The organism is Pedobacter sp. 05L430 (genome assembly GCF_056397585.1).
Map to the genome: position 1 here is coordinate 22,654 of NZ_JBFTNT010000020.1, position 14,261 is coordinate 36,914.

Consider the following 14,261-nt stretch of genomic DNA (forward strand, 5'->3'; position numbering starts at 1 on the left):
TAACAAAATACCTTACTTTGTATTTCTATTGATAAAACCCCTGCATGGAAGATATTAACGGTCCATTACTACCCAACATAAACTATCCTACTGATTTAAAGCAGTATAAGGAACAAGACCTTGAACAAATTTGCAAGGAACTTCGTCAATATATTATAGATGTGGTTAGTGTAAATGGTGGACATTTTGGTGCCAGTCTTGGCGTTGTTGAGCTTACAGTAGCCTTACATTACGCATTAAACACCCCATACGATAAATTAGTCTGGGACGTTGGACATCAGGCTTACGGACACAAAATTCTTACCGGACGCAGGTCAGTTTTTCATACCAACCGGATATTAAACGGCATTAGCGGCTTCCCAAAAATCAGTGAAAGCGAATATGATACTTTTGGTGTAGGCCACTCTTCTACATCCATCTCAGCAGCTTTGGGCATGGCCGTAGCTTCGCACTATAAAGGAGAAACCGATCGTCAGCACGTTGCAGTGATTGGAGATGGTGCCATGACCGCCGGATTGGCATTCGAAGGATTAAATCATGCCGGTATTGAAAATTCAAACCTGTTAGTGATACTGAACGACAACTGCATGTCTATCGATCCTAACGTTGGTGCACTAAAAGAATATTTAACAAACATTACTACCTCAAAATCTTACAACCGCTTCCGCGATGACATTTCTAATGTGCTTATTAAGCTTTCTGAGCTTGGACCTAATGCGCATAAGTTTGTCAAGAAAATTGAGAAAAGTATAAAAGGTACGCTGCTTAAACAAAGTAATTTGTTCGAAGCGCTGAACTTCAGATATTTCGGCCCGGTTGATGGTCACGATGTGGTCCGCCTAACCCAGGTCATTAAAGATTTAAAAGAGATCCCCGGCCCTAAGCTTTTACATTGTGTAACCGTAAAAGGAAAAGGCTTTGCCCTGGCAGAGAAAGATCAAACAAAGTGGCATGCACCTGGCCTTTTCGATAAAATTACCGGAGAGATAAAAAAATCTGTTCCTGATAAACCACARCCTCCAAAATATCAGGATGTTTTTGGCCATACTTTGGTTGAGCTGGCTGAAGCCAATAAAAAAATTGTAGGTGTAACTCCCGCTATGCCATCCGGATCTTCAATGAACATCATGATGAAGGCAATGCCTGCCCGTGCGTTTGATGTGGGTATTGCAGAACAGCATGCCGTTACTTTTTCCGCAGGATTGGCCACTCAGGGGCTTATTCCATTTTGTAACATCTACTCAAGCTTTATGCAAAGAGCTTATGATCAAGTCATTCATGATGTTGCAATACAAAACTTAAATGTTATTTTTTGTCTGGATCGCGCAGGTTTGGCAGGTGCCGATGGTGCCACACACCATGGTGCTTATGATCTGGCCTATATGCGTTCTATTCCTCACATGACGGTTGCTGCCCCAATGAACGAGGAAGAACTACGTAATTTAATGTATACCGCACAGCAAGACAATATGGGGCCTTTTTCCATACGTTATCCCAGAGGAAACGGCGTTATTGTCGACTGGAAACGTCCGCTAAAAGCATTAGAAGTAGGAAAAGGCAGAAAAATCTGTGACGGCGAAGATGTCGCCATACTTACCATTGGTCACGTGGGTAACTTTGCGGTAGATGCATGCAAAGAATTGAATAGTGAAGGTATACATCCTGCACATTACGACCTTCGCTTTGCCAAACCTTTAGACCAGGCCATGCTTCATGATGTATTTAAAAGATACAAACACATCATAACAATTGAAGATGGGTGTGTGCAAGGTGGCGTGGGGAGTGCAATACTKGAATTCATGGCCGACAATGCCTACAATGCTCAGGTAATCCGTTTAGGTATTCCTGATGACTTTATTGAACATGGTGAGCAGGCCGAATTATGGGCTTTATGTGGTTATGACACAGCAGCAATTATTAATACCGTAAAAAAGATTGCCGTAAGCAGAACTACAAAAACAATGGCCTCCTAATGCCAAATGCCTCAGCGTTAAGGCATCAACCATTTGTAAAGCCAGATCCAGAGTTAATGGATCTGGTCATCAATCATCTTTCTTCCTATCACCCACTTCCCAAAGCACTCGAAAACGAAATTAAAGCATGTTTGTTTGATGTACGGGCTAAAAAAAATGAATACCTGCTTAAGCAGGGCGAAACGAGCGAATACTTATATCTCATCATTAAAGGTTTGGTAGTTGGTTATACCACACTTAAAAATAAAAAACTTACTACTTATATCTGCCTGGAGGGTGAATCTGTTTCAGCTATAAAAGGAATGTACGGCGACGGGCCCTCCGGCGAAAGTATTTACGCTGTAGAGGATTCTCATCTCATCGGCTTGCCCATACATAACCTGCTGCAGTGGCTTCAAACCTCATTTGAGCTGAACATCATCATCAGAAAAATAGTCGAATCCTTTTACAAATCTGCACACCAGCGGTCCAATCTGGTAAGAATGGGGTCAGCCCAGGAGAAATATGAATTCTACCTCAGCACAACAAATCATAATATACAGAGAATTCCCCCTCAATATATTGCTGATCTGCTGGATATAAAGCCCGAAACACTCCATAAGATTTTGAAAAAGGCGAAACAGCCAAATGAGGCTTCAGTACAAACTTATTTTGAGTTAATTGAAGATTACATGAGGGATCAGGAGGCATTTAAACAGCATGGTTTAACCCTGCCCAAGATGGCAGCCGACCTAAGGGTACCCACCCATCAGCTCTCACATGTATTAAATTTTCATTACAAAAAGAGTTTMACTGCCTTTGTAAATCACTACAGGGTTGATTATGTCAGAAGCAAGTTGCAAAACACCTCTGCATGGCAACACCTTACCATAGAGGCTTTAGGAAAAGAAGGTGGCTTCTCCTCAAGAAGTGCCTTTTTCGCTGAGTTTAAGTCACATACCGGTATGACGCCTTCTGAGTATGCCAAGTCCCGACAAAATTAAGTCCTGCATTATAAATCAGGACTTAATTCTCTTTCCTTTCCTTGCCCACCGATAACCTATTGATTATATTTGTTAATAATAAATAAACTTATTTATACCGAATAATTAAGTTCAACGATAATTTTATTGCGTCCAAGAAATGGAAACCTCAGAAATCACCTGGTTAAATGCCAACAAAACCTACAAAAAATGCCCCTATTGCAAACAAGGAGACTTAGATTCGAGAGTTAAAAGAGGCACTTTAGTTAAATCATTTTTATTTTGGCTTGACCTGAAAAGATACGCATGCGGATCATGTGGCCGTAAGGTTTACATGGTTGGCAAAAACGAAAAATAGTACGTCTTATTTGTGGATGTATATTTGCAATTTAAATGATTCCCCTACATCATTCGGTTGTACCAATCCTATCGCCATAACTGTGTAGTACTGCCCCGCTGTTAAAACAGTACTGCTCAAAGTGCTCATGACTGTTCCTTCAGCAGCATTCTTTGTATCAAGAGAATAAGTTCCCGKGGTAATTTCCGTAAAACTGCTAACCGCTTTATAAGATTTGTCAGTAACCAGATTTGTCGTATCATTATTCAAAGACAGATCAAGCGCAGGGGCATCGGGCGATAAGTTTACAAATCTTATAAAAGCCTTTTCAGTGGAATAAGCATCAGGCGTATCTGAAATCAACAGCCCATCCATGTTCTCGTTTTTGTTAATTACAAAAAAAGAATAGGCCTTATTGGTCTCTATTGCTATCGTTTTGCTCAGCAGCGCCGTTAGGTCGCTTTCTGCAGTAAACTTTAGGGTATGGTCTCCTTCAGTCAGGGTAGCATATGGAATTACACCTCCAAATGGCAAAGCGCTCTCAATTACTTTTGTCCCATCCAGATAGGCATTATAAGTAGCCAGGGTAGGCGATGCATTGATAATCGTTAATGAGGAAAGGCCCGTGGTGTCTGCCGCTTCTTTTTTGCAGGAACTGAATAACATGATAGCCAGGGTAATCATCAAAAAAACAAACAATACATCCAGACCTTTATTGGTCTCATTTTTAAAAATATTCATAAGAGTTTATTAAAATTTATAGATTTTTTCCATTAACATATGCCTGCAGCGTATGGCGGTATCCCTCTCCAATGGGTATTTCGGTACCAGCAATAATCACCTGTGTCTTTTGTACAGATTCAATCTTTTCCAGAGAAATGATGTATGATTTATGAATGCGCATAAACCTTCCCGAGCTTAACTTTTCCTCTACCCCCTTCAGCCCCATCCTGGTAATTACCTGTTTGCCATCCTGTATATTGATCCGCACATAATCTTTAAGGCCTTCAATAAAAGTGATGTCCTGCATCCTCACCTTAACAAGGGAATAATTTGCATTTACAAATACATGATCATTTTCCGGTTGAGCCGGTTTAGGCTTTACCTGCCTCACCTGATAAAGTTCTCGTGCTTTTTCAACTGCTTTAAAAAATCTCGAAAACTGCACCGGTTTCACCAGATAATCCACCACATCCAGATTAAATCCGTCTAATGCATGTTCGGGATAAGCAGTCACCATAATCACCATTGGAGGTTGTTTCAACGAGCGCAACAACTCTAAACCGTTTATGCCCGGCATCTGAATATCCAGGAACAGCAGGTCTATCTGTTGCGCCTTTATCAGATCAAATAACTGCATCGGACTGCGGATAGAAGCAACCACATTTAGATAGGGTATTTGCCGTACATTATCTTCCAGCAGCTTCAGCGCCGGGCTTTCATCATCAATTAATATACAATTCATTTATAAGTTGATTTGAAGTTTAGCTACGTAGGTATTATCGGTTTCTTCTATTTTTAATGCATGGTTCTGAGGGTAAATCAGCTCCAGCCGCCTGCGCACATTGGCCAGTCCAATTCCCGAATCCCTTTTATCTGATGTTGATGGCCAGGTTCTTACCGGCGCAATCCCGTTCATTACTTCCATATAAAGCTTACTGGATTCAACGGCAATCGAAACATCTATTATCGGATCAGGAAGCATCCCTATCCCGTGTTTAAAGGCATTTTCTACAAAGGGGATTAAAAACATCGGTTCAATCCTATATTCATCAGTTATCCCCGATAGGTAAAGGTTTACCTGAATATCATCGCCAAACCTTAGTAATTGCAAGTTGATGTAGTTCTTCAGGTATTCTGCTTCTTCTGTAAGTGTGATCTTGCCTTCGTCACTATCATAAAGCATATAGCGCATTAATTGCGACAAACTGATCAGCGAGGGTTCTATCAGTTCCGGTTTCTTTCTCGACATATAAACCAGCGTATTCAGCACATTGAACATAAAATGCGGGCTGATCTGAGAGGATAAAAATTCCAGCTCGGTTTTCAGTTGAATGTTTTCAAGTTCCTTTATATGTTTATCACGAATGACCTTATCCATATAAAGACGGTAACTGAAGCTAACCACAATCACAAAAGTGAAGGGCAATACATTCATGAAGGGTTTCGGATGGGCCATCCGCCGATCCGCAAACCTGGGCATTTCAGGATGCAAAAAGTGATTTGCCAGCATAAACAAAAGCAAGGTCACAACCAGCAGCAGCACATAAAAATACATGCCATTCTTTTTTTCTCTTATCGGATAAATCACAAAACTGTGTACATAGAAAATGATAATGAGCAAAATATTAGAAAGGAACAGGTTTTTAAGCATGTCATTTCTAAATTCTGGCGGGGCGCCTCCAAATCTCGATAGAAATGGCAAACTCAGTACCAGCAACCAAATGAGCAAGGGGGCCATAGCGCTTATTAAGCGCCAGTATTTCGAATTCTTCATTACTGATACACCCGTAATTTTAAACTGTCAGCCTGCATGGAGGTAAAAATGCCCAGCCCATTCACAATGTTGGTATAAGGGTTGGTCAGGTTTAATGAACTGCCGCCATTGTTATTTAAAGCATCGCTATATTCTTTATTGATATGAAACAGCAGCACCCGGTAATTACCCAGGTAATTAAAGGTCATCTGCTGGGTCTGAAAGGACGAAACCTGTCCCAGAATCACTTCGGTGTCTCTGTATGACCCGTTATTTCTCGGATTTGTGCTTGTCCTGCTGGTCTCCGTATTCTTCAGCACTATCATATAATGTCCGCCGGTAGTATTGTTCCAGCTCAGGGTTATCGGAACAAAAGTCGCAGGCGTTGTTCCAAAATCCATTACCGGTACTTTTTGAAGCGAATCAGAAGTCACAAAGCCTGTAGGTTTATCAGGCACCGTAGTTTCTGAGCTGATCGTTTTATTGTTATACTCAAAACTGAGTGAATAGGTCTTATGTTCAGTTATAAAAGTCGTATCACTGTAAACGTAGTTTCCATCGGTACGCTCCGAGAGTTCAACTGTTTTGGCGCCGTCTGATATTTTTAGCTTTAAATCGGTAAGGGGAAAACCCAATGAGATGGTATCATCAAGGTATTTTTGATAATAAACCTTCACAAGGACCGATTTTCCGGGTACCAGGTAACCTTCTACCACGGGTCTGGAATAATCATCATCTAATGTGCTGTCCTTTTTGCAGGAGCATATAAAAAAAGCGGCTAATGCAACGGTAAGTAGGGTAGGTATCTTTATTTCCATTTTAAGCTTAGTGTAATATTAGGGGTGAAACCAAGGTAATTTACATTAGAGGTAAGCACCTGATTGTTTACGATTGAGTATTGTTTATACCAAATGTTTGATCTGTTATAGATGTTGAAGAGCGAAAACCCGATACTCCCGGTTTTACGGCTGTCAATTTTTATCAGATCATAGGTAACCGAAGCATCTAACCTGTGGTAGGCCGGCATGCGGGCCCCGTTTTTCTCGCTAATGGTTAAGAAAGTGTGGCTTCTGCCGGAATAATCATTAACCGTATAGCTGGTCAAGGGCGCAGTATAAGGCTTTCCTGTGGCATAGATCCAGGTTGCAGAAAAGGTCCATTTACCGTTATGATAAACGTTAACCAGCTTAAATTCATGGCCGGTGTCCTGATTTGCAGGGAACTCTCCCCCATACACCTCAAAATTATTTACTGCCTTTGAGAGGGTATAACTCAGCCAGCCGGTGTATTTGCCGTGTGTTTTTTGCAATAAAAACTCAACTCCTTTTGTATAGCCGGTCCCATTGTAAAAATGTTCTTCCAGTGTCCCGGCCGACCCCATCCTCCTGCCGGTTTGTCTTTGCGAATATTCACTCAGGTTATCCAGGCTTTTGTAATAACCCTCTACATCAATCAGGAACTGGTCTGTTTCATAACTAAATCCGGCTATGTAATGCAGGGCAGAGCTTACCGGAATAGTACTTCCGTTAGAAAGCACCCAGAAATCTCTGCTGCCTGCCAGAATATCTTCTTTAATTACCCGGTTTGTAAACTGATAGAATTTTCCGGTTGAGCCTTTAAGTGTAAAGCGATCTGTAAGCGTATAAGTTGCCGAAAACCGGGGTTCCAGATATACTTTTCCCGTAAGGTCATAATAGGTACTGCGCAAACTCGGATTCAACTGCAACTTACTTACGGGATTAATCTCCAGTTCGGCATACCCGCCACTGGTAAGCGCTTTTGTATGCTGGTTAATCAAGGTACTGGTATCATTTAAACTGTTCTGGTAAGAAACATTTTGTCTGGATGCAAATCCGCCAAACAACACCTTTAATTTACCCGCAGCCTGCCATTCCCAGTCAGATTTCAAACTAAAGTCTTTAAGGTTGTTCTTTTCAAATGTCCCTGTCGAGATTTCCTGGTCAACCCCTTCGCTATCCTGAACGGTTATGGTATTGCTGTTGTCTCTGTCACTATGATAGGTCGAATAACTGAGCAACGTATTGGAATATAACCTGGAGTTCCATCGGCTCGACCACTTCAAGCTCGATCCCAGGTTGCCATAAGTTGTTTTATCGGTTGAGCTGATACTACCACCGCCCGACAAGAACGAAGGCAATGCGACATCCCTGCTGTTGTCAAGGTTATCATTTCCCTGGTAAATACTCCACGAAAACCTGTTCTTGTCATCCGGGGCATAGGTATATTTGGCATTCAGGTCATAAAAAGACGACGAGGGTACGGTAGCAGTTGTAGCACCTCCGCCAAAACCTCCGCCTCCGCCACCCGGGGGGCCGCCTCCCATGCGTCCACCCCCTGGTCCGGAAGCAACAGTTGTGCTGCTGTTGAATTTATTGAAGATCTTGTTATATAATGGTCCCTGATAGGAGTGCCTGTAAGCCAGCAACAGCGTTGATTTACTGTTGATCGGTTTTTCCAAAAACACATTCGCACTGAGTAAGCTCAGATCTCCGGCAATATTGGTTTCTTTATTATTCCCTTCTTTGCCTACTATATCGGTAACACTTGATAATCGCCCGCCATATTTTGCGGAGAAACCTCCCTTATACAAAGTCACATCTTTAACGGCATTACTGTTAAATGCACTGAAAAATCCATACAGGTGATCAACCTGGTAAACCGTAAAACCATCAAAAAGCACCAGGTTTTGGTCAGGAGTGCCTCCCCTTACATATGCACCCGATGAAGATTCGTTACTGGCACTAATACCCGGCATGAGCTGAAATGACCTGAGGATATCCTTTTCTCCAATGTTAGGGAGTTCTTCAAGTTTTGACGGAGAAATCTGCAGTACACTTACCCTTCGCTTGTCGGTACTCATCGCGTTGTCTCTTCTTTTATCGGTTATGGTTACCTCATTTAGTGATTTTACCGCCGGAAAAAGTTCTATAATAACTTCTGCTTTAATGTTCGCTTTATTTAATGCGTATACATCCGGGCGGTAACCGATATAGTTTATATCTAGTACACAGGTATCCGAAGGCACGTTTAAAAGTGTAAAATAACCATCGGCATTGGTCGCTGTACTGATACCCGTATGACGAACTTTTACAATTGCCGCAGGCAAAGATTCGCCACTGGCATTGTCTACCACCCTTCCTCTTATTTTAAATGGTTCCATCTTACTGCTTTCTACTTCTTCTGCCTTCAGCAGCGCTGTTTGGTTTAACGGCACTTCTTTAAACACCGGTTTATCACCGGCTATCTTTTTTAAACGGCCCACATCTTCCGGCTTGCGGATGATGTAAATGTTCTGATCCGGATCCAGCCAGTAATACAATTTATTCTCCCGGCAAATCTTTCCCAGCACATCCTTTACCGGTTCATTCAGGTAACGGTCTGTTACCATATAATCTTTAAGCATCTCAGGTTCATAAATGATCCTGGTCTTGCATTTCAACGAAAGGGTATCCAGCATCCTTGCCATAGGCAGGCTGTAAAACCCATCAATTGTGGCCTGCGTTTTTAGCGGGCGCTGCGCCCAGGCACTAATGCTCATGACGCCTGTAAATCCAAGTAACAGTAAAATTCGCTTCATATTCTGGAAGCGAATTTTATAAATTCATATGTTAACAAATGTTAATTGAGATCAACGGGCTAAATTCATAGGTTAAGACTCTATTTTCTGCGACAATTGAGTTCATAAAAAATCACTACTCGTACCTTAACGCTTCTATAGGATCTAATTTTGATGCCTTCAATGCCGGATAATAGCCAAAGAAAATTCCCGTTATCGCACAAACCAAAAAGGAGATTACAATAGAGAATTCAGAAATTACCGTCGGCCAGTTCAACGAAGCCGGAACAATCAGGGCTGCCGAAACGCCCAATACCACACCAATTACCCCGCCGGTTACACTAATCACAATAGCCTCTATCAGGAATTGTAATAAAATATCTATACCCCTTGCACCTATCGACATCCTTAAACCGATTTCCCGGGTACGCTCTGTAACCGAAACATACATAATGTTCATAATTCCTATCCCTCCAATTACCAGCGAGATACTGGCAACAGCGGTTAGCAGCGCAGTCATCATACTGCTTGTAGAATTCATCATCGTCATCAATTCCGCCTGTGTTCTGACCTGAAAGTCATTGTCCTCAGCATCTCGTAAACGGTGCGTTTCTCTAAGTGTACTGGTTATTTCTGCAACCGCAGCGTCCGAAGCAGCTTCACTGGTTGCCGATGCATAGATCTGTCCAAAATAAATGGATGATAAAATCCTTTTCTGAACCGTCGTATACGGGGCAATAATGATATCATCCTGATCCTGGCCAAAGTTACTTGTACCTTTTGGCGTTAGCACGCCTATGACCTGGAATGGGATTTTACCAAACCTGATGATCTTGCCAATCGGATCTTCTCCGTTGGGGAACAGGTTATCAACCACTGTTTTGCCCAGTAAACAGACCTTGGCCGAGGACCTCACGTCTTGCTCGGAAAATATGATCCCTTCTTTAACGGATAGCTTTCTGATATCCAGGTATTCCGGGCTCACTCCCTGAATAGAAGTAGGCCAGTTGGCCGCACCGTTAATGGATTGTCCGCTTGAAGATGCCAGCGGAGAAATTTCTGCAATATTAACAGCATTCTTTTTCAGGGCATCTACATCCTTAATGGTAAGCGTTTTAAGACTGCTGCCCATCATCCTCGCGCCACCGGGTTCATTGCTGTAGGGCATAATGGTAATCATATTCGAACCCATGCTAGCCAGCGAAGCATTGATACTTTGCTTTGAGCCTTCGCCAATAGACATCATCGTAATTACTGATGCCACGCCTATAATAATGCCCAGCATGGTCAACAGTGCACGTAGTTTATTGCGTTGCAGGGCTTTAATTGCCAGTCTGATGAGATTAATAAATTTCATAATTTTCTTCTTAATAATCGTCTGTCGCAGGCAGAGAAGCCAAAGCTTCTTTTGCCCAGCGAATGTGTTTATTCATCGAATCTTTTTGAACCTTTCCGTCCCTTAGCATCACTGTGCGGGTACTAAATGCAGCAATATCCGGCTCGTGGGTAACGAATACAATGGTTTTACCGTTTTGATTCAGCTCCTGCATAAGCGACATGATCTCGTAAGATGTTCGTGTATCCAGGTTTCCGGTAGCCTCATCCGCAAGGATCATAACAGGCTCGTTTACCAATGCCCTAGCAATCGCAACACGCTGCTGCTGTCCGCCCGACAACTGGTTTGGCATATGATCAAACCTTCCATCAAGCTTAACCGCCTGTAAGGCTGCAATAGCGCGCTCTGTCCGTTCTTTGGTACCAATAGTGGGGTTATACAGTAATGGGAGCTCCACATTTTCAAGCGCAGAGGTACGTGGCAATAAGTTGTACGACTGGAAAACAAAGCCAATCTTATGGTTCCTTAATTTTGCCAGTTCGTCTCTGGTCAGCTCTTTTACGTTTACATTATCGAGCATATAAGTTCCCTCTGTAGGCTTATCCAAACAGCCCAGCATATTCAGCAAAGTGGTTTTACCAGACCCGCTGCTCCCCATTATGGTTAAAAACTCGCCCGAATCCACATCAAATGAAACCCCCTTTAAGGCCCTCACCGTTTCGGTACCCATTTTAAACTCACGCTTTACATTTTCTATTTGAAGGATCTTGTTGCTCATCGTCTGTTTCCTCCTGGTCTTTTTGGCATAAATGGACTTGAAGCTGCTGCTGCCGGCATTCCTGCCGAACCGCCCTCCATACCACTGATCACTACATCATTTGCATTCAACCCTTCAAGTACCTCTACATGTGTATTGTCATTCAACCCGGTTTTTATTCTTTTCTGAATAAGCTTTTTGCCTTGTAATACCCACACAAAAGAAGGTTCCATCTTTTCTGTTTCTCCGGTTGGCGCTTTCAGTTGCTTAGTCGCGCTGGTGTCCTTTCTCATCCTGCCTTTACCGCCTTTTCTCCCCATTCCCCTGCCTGGCAATGGCACAATTTCATATTCTTTAAGTAAACTCGAATCCGGATTAAATTTTAAGGCCTGGGCCGAAACCAGCAAAGCATCATTTACCTCTTTGGTGTAAATTATAATGTTCGCAGTCATGCCGGGCTTTAGTTTCTTATCATCATTTGGCGCATCAATCAGTGTGGCGTAGGTAACTACGTTTGMTGATATGGATGGCTGTAACCTGATGTCCTTTACTGTTCCGTTAAAAGTATCGTCTATAAAGGCATCAACGGTAAAAGTTGACCGCTGACCTTTAACTACATTGCCTATATMTGCCTCATCCACCTTTGCCTGAACCTGCATTTTCGTAATGTCTTTGGCAATGGTAAAAATTGTTGGTGTATTAAAGCTCGCCGCAACGGTTTGCCCTATACTAACGCTTCGCCCTAATACTACCCCATCTATTGGAGAATAGATCTGTGTAAAGGAAAGGTTCCTTTCTGCCGATCTCAGCTGTGCCTTTGCATTACTTACATTAGCGGTTGCCACCTGCAAGGTATTTAAAGCCTGATCGTATTCTGCTTTGCTGATTGATCCTGTTTCAAACAATTGCTTCTGGCGACTAAAGTTTGCCTGCTGATAGGTCTGGTTACTTTGAGATTGTGCCAAACTGGCTTTCGCCTGATCAACTGTGGCCTGTATCAGTGTCTTATCCAATTCTGCAAGTAACTGTCCTTTCTTAACGGTTGAGTTAAAATCGGCATATAATGCAGAAATGGTTCCCGATACCTGCGTACCTACGGTAACGGTATCCACCGGCTGCACCGTTCCGGTAGCAGTTACACTTGTTGAAATTGAACCTCTCGAAGGCTGCTCTTTGGTCAGCATTACGGGCTGTTCCTTAGTCCTCAAAAAGAAGTACCATACTAAACCAAGTACAACTATAATGGAGATAATGATTAGAATAATTTTTCTGGACTTCATGACTTATAATTTAATGGGTGTTCCTAAGTAAAACTCATAGATTCTTGCAGCCAGAGCTGCATTATATTTTGCTTGTATGTACGATTGCATGGCCTGTACATATAAATTCCTTTGCTGGTAGAAGTCTACAATATTGGCAACCCCAATCTTTAATTCCTGATTGGCAATACGGTACACTTCCTGGTTAAATTTCAATTGCTCTGCTGCTGATGCGAACTGACCCTGGGAATTCTGCGCATTGATGTAGGCTTTCTCTGTATTCAGGGCCAGCGTGGTCTTTGTGTTTTCCAGAGCTAGTTTAGATTGCGCGATATCAATCTTTGCTTTGGCAACATTGGTTTTATTTTGCCTTTTTGTAAAAATTGGGATGGACAAGGTTAAGCCCGCCTGCTGATAAAAGTTATTATCAAACTGTCTAAAGGCATTGTAGTTTGGGTCTTTCGCATAACTTGTCCCCATGCCTGCACCCAGTGTTAACGAGGGCAGATAACCTGCTTTCGCTTTGGTAAGCCCAAGGTCCGAAATCTGTACACCCAGTTCTGCATTCTTTATTTCCGGGCGGTTTTGCAAAGCATATTGCTGTACGGTGCTCAGATCGGTGATGCTTCCTGTCGAAATTACAGTATCTGGTTTTACTACATCAAAATCTTTAGCATCAGGTAACTGCAACAACTGCTTTAGGGATATTTTATCCTGGCGCTGGGTATTCTGCGAAGTCGTCAGGTTGTATTTATCCGATGCCAGCTGTGCCTCAAACTGTGCCACAACTTTACGGGCCACCGATCCTGCCGCAAACTGGCGTTTTGCCTGTTCAAGCTGAGCCTGGGATGTTTTTACCAAGTCCTCATTGTAAATGATACTCTCCTTATCTACAAGTATACTCAGGTAAGCCTGCGTAATCTGTAAGGTGATGTCGTTTTCATTTTCCAGAATGGCGAAGTTGGCCGACTGGACGGACAAATCTTTTTGCTTTATGTCTGTTTTAAGGTAGCCTCCTTTATATAGCGTCCACGAAGAGCTTAAACCATATGACCCTGAATAATTAAGGCCACCGGAATTCCCATTGGTAGCCATGTTATAATGATTAAAGGATTGCGAAGCCGAGCCATATAGATCAGGCAGCAATGCCGATTCTGCCAGCAACTTATCCTGCTGGGCGCTTTGCTTATCCAGTTGCAAACTCTTAAGCTGAATATTATTTGTCTTTGCGTACTGCAGGCATGCTTCCAGATCCCAGACCGGCGGCAAAACTTTTAATGCGGTATCCTGACTAAAGCCCCGGAGGCTAAAACAGGTGACGGCTAAAAGCAGCAGGATTTTCATTGTTAATTTTGACATATCTCTATATAAAAAACCGTATTAACTGGTCAAATCAACAGCTATTTAGCCTCTAAAAAAAACGCGATAGACCGGCATATCAAACACATCGACGGAGGGCTGTTATGAATCGACGGAAACATTTGCACTTATCTGGATAGGTTCCCTACCTTGTACACACTTAATAATCATTAAATTTTAAACCAATGGTTTCCCTAAAAAGCCGTTCCTATCTTAGCATATTAC

The 14,261-nt window shown here is 42.5% G+C and carries 11 protein-coding genes; 2 read left to right on the forward strand and 9 right to left on the reverse strand.

Annotated elements, in window-relative coordinates; translation table 11 throughout:
• The first annotated feature begins 44 nt into the window (after nucleotides 1–44).
• Both dxs and AC1DG9_RS06330 read left to right on the forward strand, forming a co-directional pair.
• Nucleotides 45–1,973, forward strand: coding sequence for a 1-deoxy-D-xylulose-5-phosphate synthase (gene dxs / locus AC1DG9_RS06325; protein ID WP_172661960.1), 1,929 nt, complete (start codon nucleotides 45–47; stop codon nucleotides 1,971–1,973).
• Complete coding sequence (locus AC1DG9_RS06330; protein WP_477634416.1) at nucleotides 1,973–2,956, forward strand: helix-turn-helix domain-containing protein; 984 nt, start codon at nucleotides 1,973–1,975, stop codon at nucleotides 2,954–2,956. Before dxs ends, AC1DG9_RS06330 begins: the two co-directional genes overlap by 1 nt.
• Before the next feature lie 343 nt (nucleotides 2,957–3,299).
• On the opposite strand, the gene AC1DG9_RS06335 is transcribed toward AC1DG9_RS06330, so the two are convergent.
• The 9 genes from AC1DG9_RS06335 to AC1DG9_RS06375 form a co-directional block, all read right to left on the reverse strand.
• Complete coding sequence (locus tag AC1DG9_RS06335; protein ID WP_477634417.1) at nucleotides 3,300–4,013, reverse strand: DUF4397 domain-containing protein; 714 nt, start codon at nucleotides 4,011–4,013, stop codon at nucleotides 3,300–3,302.
• A gap of 16 nt (nucleotides 4,014–4,029) precedes the next feature.
• Nucleotides 4,030–4,737, reverse strand: coding sequence for a LytR/AlgR family response regulator transcription factor (locus AC1DG9_RS06340; RefSeq protein WP_288882746.1), 708 nt, complete (start codon nucleotides 4,735–4,737; stop codon nucleotides 4,030–4,032).
• Nucleotides 4,738–5,769: a sensor histidine kinase gene (locus AC1DG9_RS06345; RefSeq protein WP_288882748.1), complete on the reverse strand. Its 1,032-nt coding sequence runs from the start codon at nucleotides 5,767–5,769 to the stop codon at nucleotides 4,738–4,740. It lies immediately after the preceding gene.
• Complete coding sequence (locus tag AC1DG9_RS06350) at nucleotides 5,769–6,566, reverse strand: DUF4249 domain-containing protein (protein ID WP_337717857.1); 798 nt, start codon at nucleotides 6,564–6,566, stop codon at nucleotides 5,769–5,771. The genes AC1DG9_RS06345 and AC1DG9_RS06350 overlap by 1 nt, the downstream gene beginning before the upstream one ends.
• Nucleotides 6,557–9,346 carry a TonB-dependent receptor gene (locus AC1DG9_RS06355; protein ID WP_288882750.1) on the reverse strand — a complete coding sequence of 930 codons (2,790 nt, stop codon included), beginning with the start codon at nucleotides 9,344–9,346 and terminating at the stop codon, nucleotides 6,557–6,559. The genes AC1DG9_RS06350 and AC1DG9_RS06355 overlap by 10 nt, the downstream gene beginning before the upstream one ends.
• Before the next feature lie 115 nt (nucleotides 9,347–9,461).
• A complete protein-coding gene (locus AC1DG9_RS06360) occupies nucleotides 9,462–10,682 on the reverse strand; it encodes an ABC transporter permease (RefSeq protein WP_288882752.1) in 1,221 nt (406 codons plus the stop codon).
• Between the two features lie 10 nt (nucleotides 10,683–10,692).
• Nucleotides 10,693–11,439 carry an ABC transporter ATP-binding protein gene (locus AC1DG9_RS06365; RefSeq protein ID WP_048903561.1) on the reverse strand — a complete coding sequence of 249 codons (747 nt, stop codon included), beginning with the start codon at nucleotides 11,437–11,439 and terminating at the stop codon, nucleotides 10,693–10,695.
• Nucleotides 11,436–12,698 carry an efflux RND transporter periplasmic adaptor subunit gene (locus AC1DG9_RS06370; protein ID WP_477634418.1) on the reverse strand — a complete coding sequence of 421 codons (1,263 nt, stop codon included), beginning with the start codon at nucleotides 12,696–12,698 and terminating at the stop codon, nucleotides 11,436–11,438. The genes AC1DG9_RS06365 and AC1DG9_RS06370 overlap by 4 nt, the downstream gene beginning before the upstream one ends.
• Nucleotides 12,699–12,701: 3 nt before the next feature.
• On the reverse strand, nucleotides 12,702–14,036 hold the full coding sequence (locus tag AC1DG9_RS06375) for a TolC family protein (protein ID WP_337717855.1): 1,335 nt from the start codon (nucleotides 14,034–14,036) through the stop codon (nucleotides 12,702–12,704).
• Nucleotides 14,037–14,261: the final 225 nt, after the last annotated feature.